This is a genomic window from Stenotrophomonas sp. YJH_SMC_79, assembly GCF_059367995.1.
This window is the reverse complement of sequence record NZ_JCAFRK010000001.1, coordinates 413,385-436,317: the sequence shown is the minus strand read 5'-3', so window position 1 is coordinate 436,317 and position 22,933 is coordinate 413,385. Positions and strand designations below refer to the sequence as shown.

General features: G+C 65.4%; 18 protein-coding genes and 1 tRNA gene. 5 read left to right on the top strand and 14 right to left on the bottom strand.

Features of this window, described 5'->3' with window-relative positions:
- Window positions 1–76: 76 nt before the first annotated feature.
- Entirely contained in the window at window positions 77–1,453 is a 1,377-nt protein-coding gene (gene ffh, locus AC5P57_RS02145; protein WP_014036403.1) for a signal recognition particle protein, read from the bottom strand.
- A gap of 122 nt (window positions 1,454–1,575) precedes the next feature.
- On the opposite strand from ffh, the gene AC5P57_RS02140 reads away from it, so the two are divergent.
- On the top strand, window positions 1,576–2,370 hold the full coding sequence (locus AC5P57_RS02140) for a cytochrome C assembly family protein (protein WP_099552435.1): 795 nt from the start codon (window positions 1,576–1,578) through the stop codon (window positions 2,368–2,370).
- 90 nt (window positions 2,371–2,460) lie between these two features.
- On the opposite strand, the gene AC5P57_RS02135 is transcribed toward AC5P57_RS02140, so the two are convergent.
- From AC5P57_RS02135 to radA, 4 genes are all read right to left on the bottom strand, one after another.
- A complete protein-coding gene (locus tag AC5P57_RS02135; protein ID WP_142807524.1) occupies window positions 2,461–2,925 on the bottom strand; it encodes a YqhG/Tai3 family protein in 465 nt (154 codons plus the stop codon).
- A 92-nt stretch (window positions 2,926–3,017) separates the two neighbouring features.
- On the bottom strand, window positions 3,018–5,324 hold the full coding sequence (locus AC5P57_RS02130) for a tetratricopeptide repeat protein (RefSeq protein ID WP_099552437.1): 2,307 nt from the start codon (window positions 5,322–5,324) through the stop codon (window positions 3,018–3,020).
- A 49-nt stretch (window positions 5,325–5,373) separates the two neighbouring features.
- A complete protein-coding gene (locus AC5P57_RS02125; RefSeq protein ID WP_262236164.1) occupies window positions 5,374–7,230 on the bottom strand; it encodes an ATP-binding protein in 1,857 nt (618 codons plus the stop codon).
- A gap of 144 nt (window positions 7,231–7,374) precedes the next feature.
- Window positions 7,375–8,751, bottom strand: coding sequence for a DNA repair protein RadA (gene radA, locus AC5P57_RS02120; protein ID WP_262236163.1), 1,377 nt, complete (start codon window positions 8,749–8,751; stop codon window positions 7,375–7,377).
- Between the two features lie 150 nt (window positions 8,752–8,901).
- Between radA and AC5P57_RS02115 the strand changes: the two genes are divergently transcribed.
- Complete coding sequence (locus AC5P57_RS02115; protein ID WP_262236162.1) at window positions 8,902–10,959, top strand: putative bifunctional diguanylate cyclase/phosphodiesterase; 2,058 nt, start codon at window positions 8,902–8,904, stop codon at window positions 10,957–10,959.
- Window positions 10,960–11,274: 315 nt separating this feature from the next.
- Here AC5P57_RS02115 and cyoD read toward each other — a convergent pair whose 3' ends face one another.
- The 4 genes from cyoD to cyoA are packed head-to-tail and all read right to left on the bottom strand — an operon-like array spanning window position 11,275 to window position 15,306.
- Window positions 11,275–11,616, bottom strand: coding sequence for a cytochrome o ubiquinol oxidase subunit IV (cyoD, locus tag AC5P57_RS02110; protein ID WP_005408584.1), 342 nt, complete (start codon window positions 11,614–11,616; stop codon window positions 11,275–11,277).
- Entirely contained in the window at window positions 11,616–12,254 is a 639-nt protein-coding gene (gene cyoC / locus AC5P57_RS02105; protein WP_099554400.1) for a cytochrome o ubiquinol oxidase subunit III, read from the bottom strand. Before cyoC ends, cyoD begins: the two co-directional genes overlap by 1 nt.
- The gene (gene cyoB, locus AC5P57_RS02100) at window positions 12,251–14,248 is read right to left on the bottom strand and encodes a cytochrome o ubiquinol oxidase subunit I (RefSeq protein WP_142807521.1); all 1,998 of its coding nucleotides are present in this window, start codon (window positions 14,246–14,248) and stop codon (window positions 12,251–12,253) included. The genes cyoC and cyoB overlap by 4 nt, the downstream gene beginning before the upstream one ends.
- Window positions 14,249–14,250: 2 nt before the next feature.
- The gene (cyoA, locus tag AC5P57_RS02095) at window positions 14,251–15,306 is read right to left on the bottom strand and encodes a ubiquinol oxidase subunit II (RefSeq protein ID WP_099554396.1); all 1,056 of its coding nucleotides are present in this window, start codon (window positions 15,304–15,306) and stop codon (window positions 14,251–14,253) included.
- Window positions 15,307–15,658: 352 nt separating this feature from the next.
- Here cyoA and AC5P57_RS02090 point away from each other — a divergent pair, with 352 nt between their 5' ends.
- Genes AC5P57_RS02090 through AC5P57_RS02080 form a run of 3 tightly spaced genes read left to right on the top strand, consistent with a single transcriptional unit; the run spans window position 15,659 to window position 17,004 of the window.
- Entirely contained in the window at window positions 15,659–16,270 is a 612-nt protein-coding gene (locus tag AC5P57_RS02090) for a GyrI-like domain-containing protein (protein WP_262236161.1), read from the top strand.
- Between the two features lie 39 nt (window positions 16,271–16,309).
- Window positions 16,310–16,654, top strand: a complete 345-nt coding sequence (locus AC5P57_RS02085; RefSeq protein WP_099554392.1) for a hypothetical protein — start codon at window positions 16,310–16,312, stop codon at window positions 16,652–16,654.
- A 23-nt stretch (window positions 16,655–16,677) separates the two neighbouring features.
- Complete coding sequence (locus tag AC5P57_RS02080) at window positions 16,678–17,004, top strand: hypothetical protein (protein WP_262236160.1); 327 nt, start codon at window positions 16,678–16,680, stop codon at window positions 17,002–17,004.
- Between the two features lie 154 nt (window positions 17,005–17,158).
- On the opposite strand, the gene AC5P57_RS02075 is transcribed toward AC5P57_RS02080, so the two are convergent.
- The 5 genes from AC5P57_RS02075 to AC5P57_RS02055 all read right to left on the bottom strand — a co-directional run bounded on the left by AC5P57_RS02075 (window position 17,159) and on the right by AC5P57_RS02055 (window position 22,889).
- Window positions 17,159–17,569, bottom strand: coding sequence for a hypothetical protein (locus tag AC5P57_RS02075; protein ID WP_262236159.1), 411 nt, complete (start codon window positions 17,567–17,569; stop codon window positions 17,159–17,161).
- Between the two features lie 17 nt (window positions 17,570–17,586).
- Entirely contained in the window at window positions 17,587–18,507 is a 921-nt protein-coding gene (locus tag AC5P57_RS02070) for an RHS repeat domain-containing protein (RefSeq protein ID WP_430542889.1), read from the bottom strand.
- 283 nt (window positions 18,508–18,790) lie between these two features.
- Window positions 18,791–18,866, bottom strand: a tRNA-Thr gene (locus AC5P57_RS02065).
- 50 nt (window positions 18,867–18,916) lie between these two features.
- On the bottom strand, window positions 18,917–19,921 hold the full coding sequence (locus AC5P57_RS02060; protein ID WP_099554388.1) for a 2-hydroxyacid dehydrogenase: 1,005 nt from the start codon (window positions 19,919–19,921) through the stop codon (window positions 18,917–18,919).
- Between the two features lie 97 nt (window positions 19,922–20,018).
- Complete coding sequence (locus AC5P57_RS02055; RefSeq protein WP_099554386.1) at window positions 20,019–22,889, bottom strand: autotransporter outer membrane beta-barrel domain-containing protein; 2,871 nt, start codon at window positions 22,887–22,889, stop codon at window positions 20,019–20,021.
- Window positions 22,890–22,933 lie beyond the last annotated feature (44 nt).

The window sequence follows — 22,933 nt, the reverse complement described above, 5'->3', positions numbered from 1 at the left end:
GAGAAGTCGCCATCCAGCATACGCCAGTCATTGTGACCGGGGCCGGGTCGCAATGCGCGCCGGCCCCGTCGCTGCATCAACGGAACGGCATGCCGCGGCCGCCCATGGCGCCCATCATGCCCTTCATGCTGCGCAACATGCCCTTCATGCCGCCGCCGGCCATCTTGCTCATCATCTTTTCCATCTGCATGTACTGCTTCATCAGCTTGTTGACGTCGGCCGGGGTCACGCCCGAGCCCTTGGCGATACGCGCGCGGCGCGAGCCGTTGAGCAGGTTCGGATTGCGCCGTTCCTTCTTGGTCATCGAGCCGATGATGGCGATCATGCGCGGCACTTCCTTGCCCTGGCTGACCTGCTGCTTCAGATGGTCGGGGATGTTGCCCAGGCCCGGCAGCTTGTCCATCAGGCCGCCGATGCCGCCCATGTTCTGCATCTGCTCCAGCTGGTCACGCATGTCGTTCAGGTCGAACTTCTTGCCCTTGGCGACCTTCTCGGCCAGCTTGGCCGCCTTGTCCTTGTCGACCTGCTGCTCGACCTGCTCGACCAGCGACAGCACGTCGCCCATGTCGAGGATGCGGCTGGCGATACGGTCCGGATGGAACACGTCCAGGCCTTCCGGCTTCTCGCTGACACCGACGAACTTGATCGGCTTGCCGGTGATGTAGCGCACGCTCAGCGCGGCACCGCCACGGGCGTCACCGTCGGTCTTGGTCAGCACCACGCCGGTCAGCGGCAGGGCGTCGCCGAAGGCCTTGGCGGTGTTGGCCGCGTCCTGGCCGGTCATGGCGTCGACCACGAACAGGGTTTCGGCCGGGTTCACCGCAGCGTGCAGGGCCTTGATCTCGGCCATCATCGCTTCGTCGATGGCCAGGCGACCGGCGGTATCGACCAGCAGCACGTCGACGAAGGACTTGCGCGCATCGTCGATGGCGGCACGGACGATGGCTTCCGGCTTCTGGTCGGCGCTGGACGGGAAGAACAGCACGCCGACCTGCTCGGCCAGGGTCTTCAGCTGCTCGATCGCAGCCGGACGGTAGACGTCGGCCGAGACCACCATCACCTTCTTCTTGCGCTTTTCCTTCAGGTGCTTGGCCAGCTTGCCCACCGTGGTGGTCTTGCCGGCGCCCTGCAGGCCCGCCATCAGGATGATGGCCGGCGCGGGCACATTGAGGTTCAGGTCGCTGGCTTCGGCGCCCATCACCGCGGTCAGCTCGTCGCGCACGACCTTGATCAGGGCCTGGCCCGGGGTCAGCGACTTCAGCACTTCCTGGCCGACCGCGCGCACCTTGATGCGCTCGATCAGGGCCTGAACCACCGGCAGCGCGACGTCGGCTTCGAGCAGCGCGATGCGGACCTCACGGGTCGCCTCGCGGATGTTCTCCTCGGTCAGGCGGCCACGGCCACGCAGGCGCTCGATGGTGCCGGAAAGGCGCTGGGTCAGGGACTCGAACATGCGGCGCAACCTGTCTGAAAGCGGGGGACAATAAGACAGACAGTATAACGGGTCCGCTCCCCTCCCCGGACTGCGACCACGGGGCCGTCGCCACCATCGCAGGGGTATGCGAAACTGCAACGATGTTAATCGTTCTCATCGCCGCCCTGCTCTACCTGGCCGCCAGCGCCCTGCTGGTGCGTGCGCTTGGCCGCGATGAAAGCACCGGCTCCCCCGCCTGGCTGTGGCCCGCCCTGCCGGCGATGCTGCTGCACGGCGGCTACCACGTGATGGTGGCGATGCGCACCAACGGCGGGCCGGACATGCACTTCTTCGCCGCGCTGTCGCTGGTCGGCCTGGGCATGGCCTGGCTGACCTCGCTGGTCGGCGCGCGCGGGCGGATGTCGGCGCTGGGCGTGGTGGTGTTCCCGCTGGCTGCCGTACTGCTGCTGGCCTACCACGGCTACGGCCACGAACCAAGCAAGGTGCTGGGCTGGCGCCTGGCCAGCCACGCCTGGCTGGCCCTGCTGGCCTACGCCACGCTGAGCATCGCCGCGCTGCTGGCGATCATGCTGTGGCTGCAGGAACGTGCCCTGCGCCGTCGTGAATTCCGCCCGTGGCTGCGCGCACTGCCGCCACTGGCTGACCTGGAATCGCTGCTGTTCCGGGTGATCACCGTCGGCTTCGCGCTGCTCACCCTGACCTTGGTCACCGGCGTGCTGTTCGTCGATGACCTGCTGGCGCAGAAGCTGGTGCACAAGACCGTGCTGAGCGTGCTGTCGTGGATCGTGTTCGGCGTGCTGCTGATCGGCCGCCGCCGCTACGGCTGGCGTGGCATGAAGGCGGTGCACTGGACGCTGGCGGCGATGCTGTTGCTGCTGCTGGCCTTCTTCGGCAGCCAGTTCGTGATCGAGCTGGTGTTCGGGCATACGCGATAGGCGGTGTGCCGACCAACGGTCGGCCCCCACCCTGGTAGTGCCGGCCGCTAGATGGCGTGGAACCACGCCCTGCGAGGATGCCGCAGGCGATCAGGGCACCGGCTGGGCCAGGATCTTCCGCACCGAACGGCCGCTGTTGGTGAGGATGTCATCGACCTGCCAGCAACCCTGGCCCTGGCGCACCATCGGCAGCCGGGTCACGTAGGCCTTCTTCCAGACCGAATAGCGCATCTCGACCTGGCCGGCGGTGGCCGAGACCTCTTTCCAGCTGTAGCGCACCGGGGTTTCGATGTCGCCGTCCTGCGCATCCAGCCACGGGTCCGAATCGATCGTGCAGATGCCTTCCTCGCGCTGCTGGCAGGCACGCTCATCACGCAGTGCCTTGCCGAAGTCCGGGCTGACCAGTGCCGGCGGTGGTTCCAGCAGATCGCCATTGCCGGTGGTCGCCTCGAAGAAGGCGCGGGCAATGGCAGTGGGCTCCTGGCAGGCCGGTGCGGCCTGCACGCTGGCGGCCAGCAACAGCCCGGCGATCACGAACATCCCTGTCTTTCGCATGGTTCTCTCCTTGAGGTAGTGCCGGCCGCTGGCCGGCAACACAGGATCTCATGGCGTTGCCGGCCAGCGGCCGGCACTACCCGATACCGGGCTTACAACCCGTAGCGCTCGATCACGTCCAGGTGCGGCTGCCGGTCCTGGTCACAGGCCTCGGCCAGGCGCAGCCAGCAATGCGGATGTGGCCACGCTGCGGTCTCCTGCTGCAGGAAGCGGTGCAGCGCCAGCGGCGCATGATCCTGCGGCTGGGCAACGGTGAACAGCACGCCCGGCAGGGTGCCCTCCTCCACACCAGGGTCTGTCACGGTGTAGTCCGCGCGGCTATGCGACCACACCTGCCAGCCCTGCGCCTCGGCAGCTTCGACAAAGGCATTCCAGGCCTCTTCGCCCGGGTGCGCGCCATCGATCAGCCAACTGCGCGCGAAGCCGCCGCGTTCCAGCACATGTACCTGCGCATAGGTCGGAATGAAGTGCTCGCGAGCCTCCTCCTCCTCCGGCGCCGGGTGCACCAGCGCGGCATCGAACACCACCCAGTCGCCGACCTGCTGAGCACGGTTGGCCGGTGCGTTCTCGACGATGCGCGCGGTCACCGGGCCACTGCGCCGGGCGTAGTACTCCATCGGCTCGCCATTCTCTTCGCTGCGGATGATCACCCAGCCCCACGGCTCTTCGACCACGCCGTCCTGGCTGGACAGCTCCATGCCGATCGCCGCCGCCGAGCGACGCACCGCGTCCCAATCCCGCGCCGCGCTGGCGGCACTCATGTGGTCCCAGTGCGCGGCGTTGGGTTCTTCCAGCAGCTCCACCAGCTGCGCATAGCAGGCCTGTGCTTCGCTGAAGCGGCCGGTTTCCATGTACATCCGCGCCAGCGTGCCACGTGCGCCGTGCGAACCCGGCGAGGCGGCCAGCAGCGCCTGTGCGGCCTGCTCCAGCGCCGGCCAGTCGGATACGCGACGGGCGCGCTGCACTTCGCACCAGTGCGCGAACACCGGCACGCTGCCGCGGTAGAGTTCAGCCAGTTGGCGCAGCCCATCGTCGTCGCCCTGCTCGGTCAGCCAGCGCATCAGCGTGTACGCGGCCGGACCATCATCCTGCGTGTGCGCACGCACGAAACGCCACAGCAATGCACGCGCTTCCGCCTGCGCACCACAGGCGCTCAATGCCGAGGCAGCCATCTCGGCCAGTGCTTCATCATCCGGCAACTGCATCTGTGCCTGCAGCAGCCACTGCGCCTCGCGCTCAGGATCACGCGACTGGTTCTGCTCGCCCTGTACCTCCAGCCAGGCCAGCAGTTCCGGTGCCGGCACCGGCAGCGGTGCGACATCCGGCAAAGCATCGATGCGAGCGGCCAGGCCGGCCACCAGCGCTGCGGCACCGCGGTCCTGGCGCAGCTGCGCCAGATGGGTCCGTGCCAGCTCCAGCTGGCGCTGTGCCACCCAGCGTGCGCCGCGCTGCAGGGCCAGCTCCAGGCTCAGCGCGGCCACTTCGATCAGCAGCCGGTGCGAGCCGACCTTCGCGAAGTGCTCGATGATGGTGGTGTAGCGCGTACCCAGGTCCCAGGTGTTGCGCGACGGATCACGCTGGCATAGCGCGGCGGCCGTGTTGGCCCACAGCCGCCAATAGGTCGGGGTCAGTTCGTTCCACGGCACCAGCTGCTGCAGCGCTTCTTCGTCGCGGCCGAGCTGCGCCAGCGCCCAGGCCTTGGACAGGCGGCGCGGCACCGTGCAGTTGGCCGGCTCGTACTCGCCGGACGCGGCGACTTCGGCCTCACGCGTCTCGATCAGCGCCAACGCTTCTTCGGCGCGGCCCATGCCGAGCAGGATCTTGATCTGCATCTCCGGGAAGCTGTCGAACACTTCCTTGCCGCAGGCCTCGATCGCATCGGACTGCACCTGCAGGTAATCCAGCGCATCCTGGCCGCGGCCATCGTCGAGCAGTGCATCAGCCTTCTCGCAGCTCAGGCACTGGAAGCACGCCCAGCTCGGGTCGATGCGTGCCAGCGTTTCATCACACACCTCGACGCGCTCGGGAACCCAGCCCGGGCCATCGATGTTGCCGTAGCAGGCAGCCAGATCCTGGGTCACGCAGATCGACTGTGGGCACTCCAGCGTGTCATCACGATGCGCGCGTTCGAACAGCGCCACGGCTTCGCCCAGCGCGCTCTCGCCTTCCACACGGTTGCCGACGCGGTTGCGCAGCGCCCAATGGCCGACGTAGACGTCGACCCAGGGGTTGTCGAGCGCTTTGCCCAGTGCACGCGCTTCGGGCAGCAGCGCGTCGACGCGGTCGACACGCAGTTCGCTCACCTCGTCGGCGAGGCGGTTCAGCAGCTGCGCGTTCTGCGCCTGGCCTGCCTGGCGCAGGTCGCCCTGCAGTTTTTCGACCCAGTTCCAGATGTCCATGGGGTAAGTGCTCCTGTCTAGCGAAGGCTGGATGAGAGGGGGGCGGTGCTCAGCGCAGCATCTGCTGCAGGGCACCGGCGATATCAGTGAAAGCGCCGTTGAGGTCCGGCCCCGGCGTGGCGGTCGCACGGGCCAGCGGGCGGCCCTGCGCTGCGACGATGATCTTCAGTGAGCGCAGCAGGCGTGCTGCGGCTTCGGCCTGCGGGTGGCCATCGCGTTGGGCGCGCAACAGCGCCTGCACGGCCGGATTGTCGAGGTTGAGGTACAACCGCGACGGCGCACGCGATTCGATGCGCGCCGTGAACTGCCGGGCCAGGCGCAGCGCCGCCATTGAAACGCGCTTGTCGTTCTCGTCGTCTTCCAGGCGCTGCTTCAGCTCAGCCTCGCGGTCGGGCACCACCACCACGGGCAGCGACTCGGGGCTGAAGCGTGCCGGCAGCAGCTGTTCGCCGTCACCCAGCTGCTCGCGCAGCCACGCCAGCTGCGCCTCGTCGAGGCTGTCGTCAGTGCGGAACAGCGCGCGGTTGCCCTGCTCCGTGCCGAGTTCAACCAGACGCAGGCCCTTGGCCTGGGCCCAGCGACGCAGGAACGGCACCACCGCATAGCGATGGCCATGCGCGACCGGCACGCCCATCGCGCGGAACAGCATTTCCTCGAAGCCGCCGCCATTGTCGAGGATCACGTGCACGGCACCGCGTGCCGGCAACGCACTGGCCGGCAGGTCGCCCTGCGAAGTCGGCACGCGCACGTGTTCCAGCAGCAGGTCGAACAGGCGGTCATCGCACAGCGCTGCGCCCAGCAAGGCCTCATTGTGGCGCGTGAGAACGCGCCGCCAGGCTTCCGGCTGCTGCCGCGCGACGTCGGCCAGGCCGTCGATCAGCGCTTCCAGAAGTGCATGCTGCACGGCGCGGTACTGGTCGTCGCGCTGCAGGTCTTCGCGGCTGGCGGTGGGCGTCAGCCGCGAGGATTCAATCACCCCACCAATGAAGCCCGCCCACGGCGGCAGCAGGTCGCGCGCATCGTCGTCCAGCAGCATGCCGCGCACGAACACCGACAGATTGCGGTTGTCGCTGGTGCCGTAGGTAGCGCCGTCCTGCACCCACAACAGGCCGGTGGCATCGCTGCTGCCATCCGCGCGCAACGGCACGGTGACGATCGGCTCGAAATCATGTTCGAAACGCGCGGCGAACTGCAGCGCCTGGCGGCGCGCCTGCACCGGATGCAGGGCAACATCACCCTGCCCGCGCCACGGCGGCGGCTCGGGGTTGAGCGCTTCGGCCGCGGCACCGATGAAGATCGGCTCGGACAGCAGGGCACAGTAGCGGCCCAGTACCTCATGCAAGCGCGCTTCGTTGGCCAGCGGCAGGAAATCCGGATGCAGCTCCAGCTCCACCTCGGTGCCGACCGCGCGCGCCGGCATTTCGCTGACGGTGTATTGTTCGGCGTTGCTGGATACGTACAGATGCCCCAGTTCCGGCGTCTGGTACGAGGTGGTACGCACGCTGACCCTGCGCGCCAGCACGAATGCCGACAGGAAGCCGAGGCCGAACATGCCGATCAGCCCCTCATCGTCCTCGCCGCCCTGACGCAGGCCACGGGTGTAGCCGACGCCCACGGTAGCCAGGTAGTCGTGGATTTCCTGGCGGGTCAGGCCAGCACCGGTATCGGTGATGCGCAGCACGCCGGCAGCGGCATCGACCTGCACTGAAATGCGCGAAGGCACTTCGATGCCGGGCTGTTCGATGCGACGACGGATGATCGAGTCGTGCGCGTTCTGCACCAGCTCACGCAGCGCCACCACCGGAGTGGAGTACAGGTGCTTGCCCAGCACCGTCATCAGTCCATTGAGATCGACCCCGGCACGACGGATCTCGGCGTTGGGGGCGGTGAGCGCGGTGTCCTGCATGTAATCGTTTACTCCTGGGCACGGAAAGACGCCGGAGGGCGCCTTCGTCGAGCGGGAAAAACTAGCACAGGCAGGCTGACCGTTGCCGTGTCGGCTGCCGTATTCCAAGTGTGCAGTGGCAACGCCGGGCCATGCCCGGCGCGATCACGCCGCGTCGATGGCCTCGGACAGGCGTTCCACCGCAATCACTTCCATGCCCTTCACCGAACCGCCCTTGGGCGCGTTGGCCTTGGGCACGATGGCGCGCTTGAAACCATGGGTGGCGGCCTCGCGCAGGCGATCCTCGCCATTGGGTACCGGGCGGATCTCGCCGGACAGGCCAACCTCGCCAAAGGCAATCGTCTTTTCCGCCAACGGCCGGTCCTGCAGCGAGGACAGCACCGCCAGCAGCACTGGCAGATCGGCCGCGGTCTCCTGTACGCGGATACCCCCGACCACATTGACGAACACGTCCTGGTCGCCGACCAGCACGCCACCATGACGGTGCAGCACTGCAAGCAGCATGGCCAGGCGGTTCTGCTCCAGGCCGACCGCGACGCGGCGCGGATTCGACAGCGGCGAGGCATCCACCAGTGCCTGCACCTCCACCAGCAGCGGCCGGGTGCCCTCGCGGGTGACCATCACGCAGCTGCCGGGTTGGTGGGTGCTGCCACCGGACAGGAAGATCGCCGACGGATTGGAGACTTCCTTCAGGCCCTTGTCGCCCATTGCGAACACGCCCAGCTCGTTCACCGCGCCGAAGCGGTTCTTGAACGCGCGCAGCAAACGGAAGCGGCTGCCGCTCTCGCCTTCGAAATACAGCACCGCGTCGACCATGTGCTCGAGCACGCGCGGGCCGGCGATGCCGCCCTCCTTGGTCACGTGGCCGACCAGGAACACGGCGGTGCCGGTCTCCTTGGCAAAGCGCACCAGCCGCGCGGCACTCTCGCGCACCTGGCTGACCGAACCCGGCGCGGCGGTCAGGCTCTCGGTCCACAGGGTCTGCACCGAATCGGCCACGATCAGCCGCGGGCCCGCCCTGGAGGCATGCTGCAGGATCGACTCGACGCCGGTCTCGGCCAGCGCGTTGACCCCATCCAGCGGCAGTTCCAGCCGGTGCGCGCGGCCGGCCACCTGCGCCAGCGACTCCTCGCCGGTGACATACAGCACAGGCAGTTCGGCCGCCATCTTCGCCACCGCCTGCAGCAGCAGGGTCGACTTGCCGATGCCCGGGTCGCCACCGACCAGCACCACCGCGCCCTCGACCAGGCCGCCGCCGAGCACGCGATCAAACTCGCCGATGCCGGTCGAGACCCGGCGATGCTCGGTCTGCTCCACGTCCTTCAGGGAGGTGATCTTCGGTGGATCGATCTTGCCCGCCCAGCCCGCCCGCCGCGACGCCGGCGCCTTGGCCGCCGCCGCGCTCTCCAGCACGATTTCCGACAGCGAGTTCCAGGCGTTGCACTCGGTGCACTGGCCCTGCCACTTGCTGAATTCGGCGCCGCATTCATTGCAGACGTAGGCGGTGCGGGCTTTTGCCATTGGATGATTTCCAGCAACAGGAACAGGCGTGGCAGGATAGCCGAGCCGGGTCGCAGGTGCTGCGACCGCTCAAGTCCCGCCTGCCCGCGCCGATAGCTGTCGCGGGCGTGCGCCTTGCGGGCGCCCCCTCCCTCCCCCTCTGGATTCAACATGACTGGCAGTTACAGTCAGAGCCTGGTCGCCATCTCCCTGCTGGTGGCCATTCTTGCTTCGTACACGGCGCTGGACATGGCCGGCCGCCTGGCCACGGCCGAGGGCCGCGTGGCCCGCTGGTGGCTGGCCGGGGGCGCGGCGGCGATGGGCCTTGGCATCTGGTCGATGCACTTCATCGGCATGCTGGCCTTCGACCTGCCGATCCCGGTCGGCTACGACCTCGGCATCACCCTGTATTCGCTTGCAGTGTCGATCGGCGCCTCGGCCTACGCACTGTGGCTGGTGTCGCGGCCCAGCCTGCCCTGGCGCCGGCTGCTGGCCGGCGCCGTACTGATGGGGCTGGGCATTGCCACCATGCACTACCTGGGCATGGCCGCGATGCGCATGCAGCCGGGCATCGACTACCACCCCGGCTGGTTCGCCGCCTCCATCGCGGTGGCCATCGGTGCCGCAGGTGCCGCGCTGTGGATCGCCTTCCGCCTGCGCACCGAACAGCGCAACACCATCCTCCTGCGCGCGCTGGCGTCGCTGGTGATGGGCCTGGCCATCGTCGGCATGCACTACACAGGCATGGCGGCCGCGCGCTTTCCCGAAGGCAGCATCTGCGGCGCGGTCGGCAGTGGCGGCATCGACACGCGCTGGTTGGCGGTGCTGGTGATCGTCACCACCGTTGCCACCCTGGGTATCGCCCTGGTCGCCTCGCTGTTCGACCGGCAGATGCGCGTGCGCACCGGGTTGCTGGCCGATTCACTGGCACACGCCAACGACAAGCTGATCCAGGCCGCCCTGCACGACCCGCTGACCCAGCTGCCCAACCGCATGCTGCTGCAGGACCGCATCGAGCAGGCCATCGAGAAGGCGCGCCGCCGCAACCACGCGGTGGCGGTGATGTTCTGCGACCTGGACGGCTTCAAGGCGGTCAATGATGCCTATGGCCACCAGCTCGGTGACCGCCTGCTGGTGGCGGTGGCGCAGCGTATCGGCAGCCTGCTGCGGCCGCAGGACACCTTCGCCCGCCTCGGCGGCGACGAGTTCGTGATGGTGCTGGCCATCGATATTCCCGACGATGCCGTGGTGGTCGCCGAGCGGATCATCGCGGCGGCGGGCGAACCGTTCACCCTGGATGCCGCCGAACTTCAGGTCAGCGCCAGCCTCGGCATCGCCCTGTATCCGGATGATGCCGGCAACGAACGCGAGCTGATGGCACACGCCGATGCGGCGATGTACCACACCAAGGAAACCGGCAGGAACGGCTATACCTTCTTCACGCCGTCGATGCAGCTCAGTGCCAACCGCCAGCTGCGCCTGCTGCAGGACCTGCGCAAGGCCATCGCCCGCGACGAGCTGGTGCTGCATTACCAGCCCAAGTTCCCCGCGGCGGGTGCACCGGCCACCGGCGCCGAGGCCCTGCTGCGCTGGCAACACCCGGAACTGGGCCTGCTGGCACCGGATGTGTTCATTCCCATCGCCGAACGCAGCGGCCTGATCCTGCCGATCGGCGACTGGGTACTGGACCGCGCCTGCGCACAGCTGCGTGCGTGGCACGATGCCGGGCACACGGAATGGTCGATGGCGGTGAACCTGTCGCCGCTGCAGTTCTCCTCGCCAGCCCTGTTGGACAGCGTGCGCGATGCATTGGAGCGGCACCGCATCGAACCGGCGCGCCTGACCCTGGAGATCACCGAAACCACTGCGATGAAGGACGTCGACGCCAGCCTGGCGATCCTCAACGACCTGACCGCGATGGGGGTGCACATTGCCATCGACGACTTCGGCACCGGCTATTCCAGCCTGCTCTATCTCAAGCGCATGCCCGCCACCGAACTGAAGATCGATCGTGCATTCGTGCACGATCTGGAGTGCAACGCCGAAGATGCCGCCATCGTCTCGTCGATCATCGCGCTGGGCCGCACCCTGCAGCTGCAGGTGGTGGCCGAAGGCGTGGAGACGCAGGCGCAGCGCGAATACCTGAGCGAGCTGGGCTGTGATCAGTTGCAGGGTTACCACCTGGGCCGGCCGATGGAGGCCGAGGAGTTCCTGCGCCAGGTGGGCTGACGCCCCGGTTTCGGGGGCGGCCCCCTTGCCGCAGGCAAGGGCTCTGACCCCACAGGCGTCGCGCGTGCCGCCATCCACGCGTGGCGTGGATCTACTGGCTGCCGGCCAGCGGCCGGCACTACCGGACAACGGAAAAAGGGGTACCACCTGGGCCGGCCGATGGAGGCCGAGGAGTTCCTGCGCCGGGTGGGCTGACGCCCCGGGGTCAGAGCCCTGTCCTGCGGACAGGGATCCGACCCCATCCATCCGAATCCGCACTGCAAACAAAAAGGCCGCCCGAGGGCGGCCTTTCTGCGTGGCAACGTCGCGAAGACGTCAGTGCATCATGTGCACGTTCATGTTGTGCATGACCCACAGGGTACCGACCACGATGATGCCGATCACCACCACGGTGAAGGCCGCAGCGTTGACGTTCCAGCGGCTTTCCGAGGAGCGGTCCAGGTGCAGGAAGAACACCAGGTGGACCAGCATCTGCAGCACCGCGGTGATGGCGATGACCACACCGTTGACGGTACGCGAGAAATCGCCCGACATCACCATCCAGAACGGGATGACGGTCAGCACCACCGCCAGCACGAAGCCGATCAGGTACGACTTCACGGTGCCATGGCTTTCGCCGCCAGTGCCGTGGTCGTGTGCATGGTTGTCATGTGCCATTACAGGGCTCCATTGAGGTAGACGACGGAGAACACACCGATCCAGATCAGGTCCAGGAAGTGCCAGAACAGGCTCAGGCACGCCATGCGGGTCTTGTTGGTCGGGGTCAGGCCGTACTTCTTCAGCTGCACGAACATCACCAGCAGCCACAGCAGGCCGGCGCTGACGTGCAGGCCGTGGGTACCGACCAGGGCGAAGAACGCCGACAGGAAGGCACTGCGGTCCGGACCGTAGCCCTGGTGGATCAGGTGCTGGAACTCCCACACTTCCATGCACATGAAGCCGAAGCCCAGCAGCCAGGTGATGGCCAGCCACAGGTACATCTGGCCCATCTGCTTGCGGTGCATGGCAATCATGCCCAGGCCGAAGGTCAGCGAGGAGGTCAGCAGCAGCGCGGTTTCCCACGCCACGAACGGCAGCTCGAACAGGTCCTTCGCGGTCGGGCCACCATCGGTACCGCCTGCCAGCACCACATAGGTGGCGAACAGCGAGGCGAAGATGAGGCAGTCGCTCATCAGGTACACCCAGAAACCGAAGACGGTGTTGCCGCCGGTGTCGTGGTGCTCGTGGTCGTCATGGCCATGGGCCGCCGCTTGCGCGGCGTGCCCGTGGCTCAGGGTCGAGGTATTGGTGCTCATGCCTTCAGCTCCGACTTCACCAGGCCCTGGGATTCCAGGTGCTTGCGGTGTTCGTTCTCGATGCGTTCCACCTCGGCGGCCGGGACCCAGTAGTCCACGTCCTGGTCGAAGGTGCGGTAGATGAACGTGGCGATCATGCCGACGAAGCCGACGATGGCCAGCCACCAGATGTGCCAGATCATCGCGAAGCCGAACACCAGGCTGAAGGCACCGATGACAACGCCCGTGCCGGTGTTGCGCGGCATGTGGATGTCGGTGTACTTGGCCGGCTTCGGCCAGGCTTCACCACGCTGCTTGCGCTCCCAGAAATCGTCCAGCTCGGTGACTTCCGGCAGGCTGCCGAAGTTGTAGAAAGCCGGCGGCGAAGAGGTTTCCCACTCCAGCGTACGGGCGTCCCACGGGTCGCCGGTCAGGTCGGCGGTCTTCTTGCGGTCGCGGATCGACACGGCCACCTGGATGATCTGGCACAGGATGCCGGCACCCACGATGAAGGCACCTGCAGCAGCCACCAGCAGCAGCGGCTCGTAGGCCGGGTTGACGGTGCTCTGCAGGCGACGGGTCATGCCCATGAAGCCCAGCACGTACATCGGCATGAAGGTCACGTAGAAGCCGATGAACCAGCACCAGAACGCGCACTTGCCCCAGAACTCATTGAGGCGGAAGCCGAACATCTTCGGCCACCAGTAGGTGATGCCGGCGAACATGCCGAACACCACGCCGCCGATGATGACGTTGTGGAAGTGGGCGATCAGGAACAGGCTGTTGTGCAGCACGAAGTCGATGGCCGGGATCGCCAGCATCACGCCGGTCATGCCGCCGATGGTGAAGGTGACCATGAAGCCGATGGTCCACAGCACGGGCGTGGTGAACTGCACGCGGCCGCGGAACATGGTGAACAGCCAGTTGAAGATCTTCACGCCGGTCGGGATCGAAATGATCATCGTCGTGATGCCGAAGAAGGCATTGACGTTGGCACCCGAGCCCATGGTGAAGAAGTGGTGCAGCCACACGATGAACGACAGCACGCCGATGCAGGCGGTGGCGTAGACCATGCCCTTGTAGCCGAACAGCGCCTTGCGCGAGAAGGTCGCGATGACTTCGGAGAACACGCCGAACGCCGGCAGGACCAGGATGTACACCTCCGGGTGACCCCAGATCCAGATCAGGTTGATGTACAGCATGGCGTTGCCGCCACCGTCATTGGTGAAGAAGTGCGTGCCCAGGTAACGGTCCAGGGTCAGCAGCACCAGGGTGATGGTCAGCACCGGGAAGGCGGCGACGATCAGCACGTTGGTCACCAGGGCGGTCCAGGTGAACACCGGCATCTGCATCAGCTTCATGCTGGGGGTACGCATCTTCAAGATGGTGATGAAGAAGTTGATACCGCTCAGCGTGGTACCCAGGCCTGCGACCTGTAGACCCCAGATGTAGTAGTCCATGCCGACGCTTGGACTGTATTCGATGCCCGACAACGGCGGGAACGCCAGCCAGCCGGTGGCAGCGAACTCACCGATCCACAGCGACAGCATGATCAGCACCGCGCCCGACACGAACAGCCAGAAGCTGAGCGAGTTGACGAACGGGAACGCAACGTCGCGCGCACCGATCTGCAGCGGCACGGCCAGGTTCATCAGGCCGGTGATCAGCGGCATCGCCACGAAGAAGATCATGATCACGCCATGGGCGGTGAAGATCTGGTCGTAGTGGTGCGGCGGCAGGTAACCCTCGGACCCGCCGACGGCGAGCGCCTGCTGGGTACGCATCATGATGGCGTCGGAGAAGCCGCGCAGCAGCATGACGAAGGCGACGATGAGGTACATCACGCCGATCTTCTTGTGATCCACCGAAGTGAACCACTCCTTCCACAGATAGCCCCACAACTTGAACTTGGTGATCAGGGCCATGACGCCCAGGCCACCCAGCACCGCGCCGACCAGGGTGGTCAGCACGATCGGATCGTGGGGGATCGACTCAAGAGAGAGTTTTCCCAGCATGTTCATTCTCCCGAACCCGCGTGGCCGGCGTGACCGGCGGCGGCGTGCTCGTCAGCAGTGTGTCCGGCGTGTTCAGCCGGAGCGGCGGCAGCGTCGGTATGGCCCTGGTGGCCCTCGTGACCTGCGTGGGCATCGTGGCCTTCGGCAGCAGCACCATCGGCCGGGGCCTTGTGCTCGTGCTTCATGCCGTAATGCTTGTTGTCGCCCATGTGCTTGGCGATGACCCAGTCGAACAGGCCTTCTTCGGTCTTGCCGAAGTAGGTGACCGGATACCACTCGGCGTTGCGTGCTTCACCCAGGGCCTTGAACGAGGCCTTGTCCAGGGTCTGCTCACCGGCGCGGACCTGGTCCAGCCACTGGCGGTATTCAGCATCGGTGACCGAGTAGGCGGTGAAGTGCATCTTGGCGAAGCCCGCGCCGCTGTAGTGCGAGGACATGCCCGGGAATTCACCGGTCTCGTTGGCGATCAGGTGGAGCTTGGTCTCCATCGCAGCCATCGAGTAGATCATGCTGCCCAGGTGCGGAATGAAGAAGGCATTCATCACCGAATCGGACGTGATCTTGAAGTTCAGCGGCGTGTTGACCGGGAACTTGATTTCGTTGACGACCGCCACCTTCTCTTCCGGATAGATGAACAGCCACTTCCAGTCCAGCGAGATCGCCTCGATGGTGACCGGCTTGACGTCCGAATCCAGCGGCTTGTACGGGTCCAGCGCGTGCGACGAACGCCAGGTCAGGACCGCCAGCACCAGCACGATCATGCAGGGAATGGACCACACCACCACCTCGATCGCCGTCGAGTGGGACCACTTCGGCTCGTAACGGGCCTTGGTGTTGGAGGCGCGATACTTCCACGCGAAGGTCAGGGTCATGATGATGACCGGGATGACGACCAGCAGCATGAGCACGGTGGCCGTGATCAGCAGGGTCTTCTCATCCTGGCCGATCTGGCCCTTCGGACTGAGGATGGCCACGGCATCGCAGCCGGTGAGCATCACCAGCAACGACAGCAGCAGGCCCGGGCGCAACCAGCGCCCAAGGGTTTTCAACGGAATCATCGGTCGATCCAATTGCGAGGGAATGCCGTTCCCCGTCCTGCCTGATCCGGCAAAAGCCGGTCCCGCCGGTCCGGAAGACAGGCAGGGAGGTGGGGTCGAGTCAGCCTTTCAATTTTAGGCCGTCACCCACCATTTAAGAAAGGCATTGACAATGATCAGGCGCAGGAAAGGCCCGTTTCAGGCTGCGACACGTTGTCGCAGTGCGCGACCACGGCGGGCAGAACGCCCGAGGGCGGCATCCTGGCATAGGGCAATGGCGGGTGCTCCGCCCGCGTTCGGCAAAGTCGCCTGAACGGGTTCAGGCATGCCTGCGCGGGCAATGCGTGGGATGCTCGGCGGCGGAGGAAGCCCCATGGACAAGATCGACTTCAAGAAGCGCGATCGCGCGCTGTACCAGCCCCCGGCGGGCCGGTTCGTGACGGTGGACGTACCGCCCCTGCCCTACCTGATGATCGACGGCCGCGGTGACCCGAACACCGCCCCGGCCTACCTGCAGGCGGTGCAGTGGTTGTACGCGGTGAGCTATGCACTGAAGTTCGCACTGAAGAGCGAAGGCCAGGACTACGTGGTGCCGCCGCTGGAAGCGCTGTGGACCGCCAGGGATCCGTCGAGCTTTGTGGCACGCCGCAAGGATGAGTGGAGGTGGACGGTGATGATCCGTACGCCGGGCGGGATCAGTCCAGAGCAGTTGGAGGCTGCCATCGCCAAGGCGGGAAAGAAACTGAGCAACGTTCCGGCCAGCCTTCGCCACGACATTCTTGAAGAGGGCCTCTGCCTGCAGACCCTGCATATTGGAGCCTACGATGACGAGGGCCCGATCCTGGCGAAGTTGCACGATGAACTGATGCCCTCTCTGGGGTATGCCTTTGCCGGCCCCCACCATGAGATCTACCTGAGCGACCCGCGCAGGACCGAAGCCGCTCGATTGAAGACAGTGCTGCGGCAGCCCGTCCGCGCGGAATGACCGCCTGCATGCACCGCTCTGACAAGGACCCGTAGATTCATGCCCCTGGTTGATCGTTTGCTGCGCTGGACCACCCTGCCGACCAGCCGCCGGACCATTGCGCTGCTGTGCAGCGTGTTGTTGCTTGTACTGGCCTGCAATCCCGACCTGCTGCCGCTGCTGTCGCTGGTCGATGCACTGGGGCTGGATGTAGTGGTGTTGCTGCTGGCTGCACAGGTAACGGCGGTATTGCCCTGGTTGCGGGAACGCACCGGGCGATGGGTCCGGCTGGCCATGCGGATCGCGGCCGGGGTGCTGGCCGGGGTAATCGGCGGCTTTCTGCGGCAACTGATGATGCTCGTGCTCATCAGATCCGGCACGTACTGCGCTATATATAGGGTTTGATCACCCGGGCCTGCAGGGAAGACATGAAACAGCTCGCTATCACGCTCGGCGCACTGCTGCTGTCCGGCAGCGCATGGGCCGATACACACCAGACCGGAAAAATCACCAAGCTGGTGGTCGAATCCACGTTCGTTTCCGTATGGCTGGAAGGCCAGCCCACCAACAACGAGTGTGTTTCCGACGGGCGCTGGGTAATCGATCTGTCCAGCGACAAATCCGGACGGGAAAAATACGCGGCCATCCTGTCGGCGGCGTCATCGCGGACACCGATCGGCTTCCACGCCCTCACCAGCGAAGGATGCGGCGTGTTCGGAGCAAAGAAGATCTACTATTCCGACCTTGCCTATTGAGGCAGCACTCCGCGCAGACGTGCTGCTCAGCGCCTCGGGGCCGGATCTGCGATGCAGACCTTGGACCTCTGCAAGCTGGATAAAAAGTCCATGACACAGCATGGATAGTCGTCGCCACTGAAGGCGAGGGACTTGGGCTCATACATCATTTGACTTACAGTTCCACCAGCTTGGCGGTACAGATCCCTGCCGGCCATTTTTCCAGATGGCCTTGCAATCGGGAATCGAATATCCCTGTCACCGAAACTCTTCGCCCCCGGGATGAGTAAAATGGCGACATACCTCCCAGCCATAATCCCAACTCCGGCTTTGAGTAGCAATCAGGCGTTTCGTAGAGTGCATTCATCTCGAAAGCCGCGCAATAGTAGCCCTCCAGGGAGACGAGTTTTCCATTAAAAGCTGCGGGATCCGCTATGGCGTCCGCAATTGTGATTGCCATCGGCGTTTCCGCAGGCAGCTGGCAGGCTTCCGAGTTCAGAGCCTCCACAACAGCTACTGGCTCATCCACTGCGGACGAACAACTCGCCAGCAGCACGAGGACTAAACCCGCAATTCGAGCATCCACTCACAGCCCTCCCAAAGCTACCTTCCACAGCCAGAAGACATATCAGAGCTACACTTCACACCCTTGTCGTAGTCACGATAATACTGTCTGGTAGGCTCTCCGAGTTCCCTACCTACTTGACGCTCGAAGGAGCTCGCACGATTTTCCTCACGGTCTACACCGTTCTTCTGGACGTCCCGCTTAGACTTTGTAAACTCCATTGTACCCACGCGATCATGTTCGGCAGCATGCGAAATCTCATGAGCGCTATTCACAGCAGGAGGCTGCACCTCGCCCGTGGAGCTAATCTTGATCCCCAAAGATGGATTCAACTTTATGGTCCTCGTGTCGGTTACGTACCCCGGCTCCAAATCACTCCCCATCACAATAGTGTAGATTTCCGCAGACCTTTCGAGTTGCTGTAGTTCCGAGTGAGCGGAAGGCGACATTACGACTCCCATCATGTGCAGACGGCCCCGTCTTTCACTGACGCCTTCCAGGTACTGATACACGACCTCTCTTCCATCCGGATCCGTGAACCTGTACGGATTCCCGTCCGCATACCTATACCGATTGAACTGCGCAACAGGCTGCTCGTACGCTGTCACCGGATCAACCGACAGGAACACCCCCAACTGCGGGTCCATGTATCGCTGCTGCATGTAACTCAGCCCGGTAGCCGAGTCGCTCACATGCCCGGTATACCCCGGCCCGTCCGTGACCTGACCACCGACCACGGCCCCGTAGGGCTCGTAGTCATAGCGCTTGATCACATTGCCATTGGCATCGCTCTCAGCCACGACCGAGCCCAGGGCGTCAGTGTGGATGTACGTCACCGTGGTCTGGGCGATTGCGGTTGGTGACAGGCCAAGGCCGATCAGCAGCACACCACGCAGCCAGGCGCCTGTTGCGTCCAGCTTCCGAATTAGATCCTCGAATTTCCTGAGGCGGCTGGACACACCGCCTGCAGTCCCCCCGAACCTGCGCATCCCTGCAACTCCTGAAAGAGCCTCGAAGCAAGGCTGTGCATTCATAGCACAGGAAGGGACTCGGGAAATCGACCTGTAGTTTCGAGGGTGAACAACGTCCCCGGATCCTTGCGCAAGCAGGCTGGCACGCGAGAAACGGGACATGCCTCGTGAGCAATGCCAGACGCACGGCAATTCTGGGGTTGCCGGCCAGCGGCCGGCACTACCAGAGCACAAAAAAGCCCCGACCAAGGCCGGGGCTTTTCATTGCAACTGGTGCCGGAAACAGGAGTCGAACCTGCGACCTACGCATTACGAATGCGCCGCTCTACCAACTGAGCTATTCCGGCGGAGCCCGCGATTTTACGGGTTGGGCGCCCCGGCGGTCAATCCACCCGGCTCAGCCCGCCTCGACCCGGTTGGCGCAGGGCCGCCCGGCGGCGAAATCGGCCAGGTTGCCCAGCGTGATCGCCGAGATCTCCTGCAGCGCCTCCACGGTGAAGAAGCCCTGGTGGCCGGTCACCAGCACGTTGGGGAAGGTCATCAGGCGCTGGAAGGCCTCGTCGTCGATGATCTCGCCGGACAGGTCCTGGAAGAACAACGCGCTTTCCTGCTCGTACACGTCGATGGCCAGGTGGCCGAGCCGGCGCGACTTCAGCGCGCGGATCACCGCGTGGGTATCGACCAGCCCGCCGCGCGAGGTATTGACCAGCATCGCGCCCGGCTTCATCCGCGCCAGTGACGCGTCATTGATCAGGTGCTGGGTATCGGGCATCAGCGGGCAGTGCAGCGAGACGATGTCAGCCCGCGCCAGCAGTTCATCCAGCGCCACCATCTCGCCGACGCCCGCGAAGGCGGCCGACGGATACGGGTCATGCCCCAGCACGGTGCAGCCCATGCCGTTGAAGATACGCGCGGTGGCCAGGCCGATCTTGCCGGTACCGACGATGCCGACCGTGCGGCCGTGCAGGGTGCGGCCAAGCAGTCCATCGAGCATGAAGTTGCCTTCGCGCACGCGGTTGTAGGCGCGATGGGTCTGGCGGTTGAGGGTCATCACCAGCGCCAGCGCGTGCTCAGCCACCGCTTCGGGCGAATACGCAGGCACCCGGGCGACGAACAGGTCCAGTGCTTTCGCCGTGGCCAGGTCCACATTGTTGAAGCCCGCACAGCGCAGCAGCACCGCACGCACGCCCAACGCGTGCAGCGCACGCAGCACCGCCGCATCCAGCCGGTCGTTGACGAACACGCAGACGGCGGCGCAGTCCTGCGCCAGTGCGGCGGTATGCACATCCAGCGCGGCATCGAAGTAGACGAACGTACAACCCTGCCCCGCAGCATCGCGCTGGTTGGCTTCGTCGAGGAAGCGGCGGTCGTAGGGTCGGGCGCTGAAGACGGCGATCTGCATGGAAGGACCTGGGTGGAATGCCCTGCCGACCATACCGCAGCCACGCGTCCGTGGGGATGGCACCGGCGATGCGAACATCGCCGGTGCCCTGTACCACTTAGAACCGGTAGCCCAGGCCCAGCATCACGCCGTTCTGGATCTGCCCGTCGCGGCGCTCGCCCACGTAGTCGGCCATGATCGACAGGCGTTCGCTGGCGCGGCTGGTCACGCCCAGGTTCCAGGCCAGCACCTGCTCGCCCACGGCCTGGCTGCTGGCGCCGAACACCAGGTCAGGTGCGGCGGCGAAGCCGGTGCTGTAGCGGGCCTGCGAATCGCCCAGTTCCTTCTGCCAGACCACACGGGCGCGCGGGGTGATGCGCTCGCCGTTGTTGCCCTCGAAGGTCCTGAACAGCTGCAGGCCGGCACCAACGCGAATGCTTTCCAGGCTGCCGCTGCGACCGACCAGTGCACCCGCGCCCTGCCCTTCATTGAAGCGCGTGGCCGAGGTCCGCGCGTAGTCCACCACCGGCAACAACGGCTGGATCACCAGGCCCTTGCCGGTGGTGAACGAGAACGCGTGTTCCACCCGTGCCGAGATCGCATCGTTGTTGTACTTGGCGCGCAGCGGCTGCTGCAGGCCATCGATACCGCTGACGCTGCGCCGGGTGTCATGACGCAGGTCGGTATAGCGCACCGCCGCCGACAGATAGCCGCGCGAATAGGTCGCGTCCAGGTAGCCGCCCACGTCCAGCGCGCGCACGTCACCGCTGAAGTCGGAGCCGTCGCGGCCCTTGGTCGACATATCTGCCGCTGCCACGCTGACGCCCAGGGTGACGCGGTCATCGGCAACGCGGGTATCGGCACCGACGACGATGCCGCCGATGTTGTGGCTCAAGCCGGCCACGCCACCGTCAGCATCAATGCGGCCGTGGCTGGCGAAACCTCGCGCCCACAGGCCATGGCTGCGGCCAGAGCCACTGCCTTCACCGCCACCCACCGCCGGCTCGACCAGATGCATGGCCAGCTGGTTGAACAGGCTGCCGTGCCGCATCCCGGGCTGCGCCGACACCGACTGCGCGGCCTGCGAGGCCAGGCCGTCGGCATCACCGCCACTGCGCATCGCAGCCTGGTGCTGCTGCACCACATTGCCGATGCTGCCCACCAATGCGGTGTCGGCCAGGCGCAGGCTCGCGTGCGCGTCACCGCGCAGGGCACCGGCCTGCCGTGCGATCACATCACGGTCAGCGAACTGCAGAGCGCCGAGCAGCGACTTCAGGCCACCATCCTTGCGATCGGAAGCGGTCGCCAGCGCACGGCCAAGGGCATCTCCCGAAGCACCATTGGCAAACAGCCCCAACTGGTCGAAGCCCGGGTTGGCGGTCAACCACAGGCCGTCCGCGGTCTGTTTCACGTTGAAACTCAGCAGCGAGTTGTGGCGTGGGCGGAACACTTCACCGCCGATGATGCTGGCGCTGTAGCCGGTGTCGCCCAGGCGCACGACGTCTTCGAAGCCGCCCTGGTAGATCGGGCCCTGCACGAGATCGCGACGGAAATCCTGGCCGTAGTAGCCCTGCGCCACGTTCAGTTCAAGGAAGGCACCCTTGGAGATCACCAGCGCGCCGTCGGTCTGCTTGCTGTCGAAGAAGCTGCCTACGCGCAGGCGGCCACTGCCAGCGCCGCCGTTCTCGGTCACATCAAACAGCACCTTGCCGCCCGGCATGATGTTGACGTAGCCGTGGGTGACCAGATCGCCGCCGCGCGGCATCAACGTGCCATAGACGCGCAGGCGGTTGAAGCCGTCCTCTCGCCAGGACGGGCGGGTGCCGCTGGCCAGCGCACTGAGATCCATCGCGGTGCCGGCCACGTCACCATTGCCGACCAGCATGCCTGCGCCCATTACCCGCACCTCCGAAGCACGCAGGGCGCCGCCCTCCAGTGCAATGGTGCCGTTGTCGACCAGCATGAAGTCGGCACCGGTGGTGGCGGAGGTACGCCAGGTGGCGCCGTTGGTCACGCGGATCACGCCCATCGAATTGTCCAGCGTGGACACGTCCAGGTCGCCCAGGCGCAGCCTGGAGAGCAGCGCAGCCCTGTAGATCGGATCGTTCTGATAGCTCTGCACCGACCTCGGGCCGATGCCCTGCGGACCATTGCCGGATGCGTTGTAGATGCCCTGTGCCAGGCTGATGTAGGTCGACGACGCATTGGTGTTCCAGCGCGCGAAATCATCATCGACGAAGGTCTGCAGCTGGCGACCGGTGCGCAGGTAGCCCGGGTTGATGTCGCCGCTCACGTTGGCGGTGACATTCAACGTATCGCCCGGATCGCGGTAGCCCTTCGCGGTGATGATCCTGTTGTTGTAGATGTCCTGGCCCGGGAACGACTCCAGCTTGCTGCCGCTGCCATCAGGATCGAAAGTGACCGAGGCACCCGTGGTGCGCGCCGGATCGCGGAACACCAGCAGGCCGTTGGGCTGCACGACTTCATACATGGCCTTGTGCAGCAGCCCGGCATCGATGCCGCCGCCGTAGTTGCCGGTGTAGATCTGGGTCATCCGCGGCGACGGCGTGTAGATCACTTTGCCGCTGTTGCTGGCCGCGTGGATCTGTACCGAATCGACGATTGGCAGATCACCGGCCAGATAGCGTTCGACGCCACCGGACTGCATGATCGAGCAGGACGAGATGCAGTTGCCGGACACGATGGTGTTCAGGCCGGCGGTGCGGATGATGCCCTGCAGCCACTCGCCGGCGATCAACGCGCCACCATTGGAGGTGCGCAGCACCACTTCGCGGATCGGCCGGCCCTCGGCCTGCGCCTTGGCCAGCAACGCCGGCAGCGACACCACGTCGGCGTAGGTGACGCCGCCGCTCAGGAAGATGCGATCCCCCTGCACGTGATAACTCATTGCCATGACGTCATCAGCCGCCGCGATGGCGCCAACGCCGATCAGCCCGGCCAGGGCCAGGCTCAACTTCGAATGCTTCATACGTTCTCTCTCCACCCGCAACACGCGGGTAAAGAGTCAAACGG

Excerpts from the sequence above, each read along its gene's own strand:
- ffh (WP_014036403.1), bottom strand. The coding sequence starts at position 1,453 with ATGTTCGAGTCCCTGACCCAGCGCCTTTCCGGCACCATCGAGCGCCTG.
- AC5P57_RS02140 (WP_099552435.1), top strand. The coding sequence starts at position 1,576 with ATGTTAATCGTTCTCATCGCCGCCCTGCTCTACCTGGCCGCCAGCGCC.
- AC5P57_RS02135 (WP_142807524.1), bottom strand. The coding sequence starts at position 2,925 with ATGCGAAAGACAGGGATGTTCGTGATCGCCGGGCTGTTGCTGGCCGCC.
- AC5P57_RS02130 (WP_099552437.1), bottom strand. The coding sequence starts at position 5,324 with ATGGACATCTGGAACTGGGTCGAAAAACTGCAGGGCGACCTGCGCCAG.
- AC5P57_RS02125 (WP_262236164.1), bottom strand. The coding sequence starts at position 7,230 with ATGCAGGACACCGCGCTCACCGCCCCCAACGCCGAGATCCGTCGTGCC.
- radA (WP_262236163.1), bottom strand. The coding sequence starts at position 8,751 with ATGGCAAAAGCCCGCACCGCCTACGTCTGCAATGAATGCGGCGCCGAA.
- AC5P57_RS02115 (WP_262236162.1), top strand. The coding sequence starts at position 8,902 with ATGACTGGCAGTTACAGTCAGAGCCTGGTCGCCATCTCCCTGCTGGTG.
- cyoD (WP_005408584.1), bottom strand. The coding sequence starts at position 11,616 with ATGGCACATGACAACCATGCACACGACCACGGCACTGGCGGCGAAAGC.
- cyoC (WP_099554400.1), bottom strand. The coding sequence starts at position 12,254 with ATGAGCACCAATACCTCGACCCTGAGCCACGGGCACGCCGCGCAAGCG.
- cyoB (WP_142807521.1), bottom strand. The coding sequence starts at position 14,248 with ATGCTGGGAAAACTCTCTCTTGAGTCGATCCCCCACGATCCGATCGTG.
- cyoA (WP_099554396.1), bottom strand. The coding sequence starts at position 15,306 with ATGATTCCGTTGAAAACCCTTGGGCGCTGGTTGCGCCCGGGCCTGCTG.
- AC5P57_RS02090 (WP_262236161.1), top strand. The coding sequence starts at position 15,659 with ATGGACAAGATCGACTTCAAGAAGCGCGATCGCGCGCTGTACCAGCCC.
- AC5P57_RS02085 (WP_099554392.1), top strand. The coding sequence starts at position 16,310 with ATGCCCCTGGTTGATCGTTTGCTGCGCTGGACCACCCTGCCGACCAGC.
- AC5P57_RS02080 (WP_262236160.1), top strand. The coding sequence starts at position 16,678 with ATGAAACAGCTCGCTATCACGCTCGGCGCACTGCTGCTGTCCGGCAGC.
- AC5P57_RS02060 (WP_099554388.1), bottom strand. The coding sequence starts at position 19,921 with ATGCAGATCGCCGTCTTCAGCGCCCGACCCTACGACCGCCGCTTCCTC.
- AC5P57_RS02055 (WP_099554386.1), bottom strand. The coding sequence starts at position 22,889 with ATGAAGCATTCGAAGTTGAGCCTGGCCCTGGCCGGGCTGATCGGCGTT.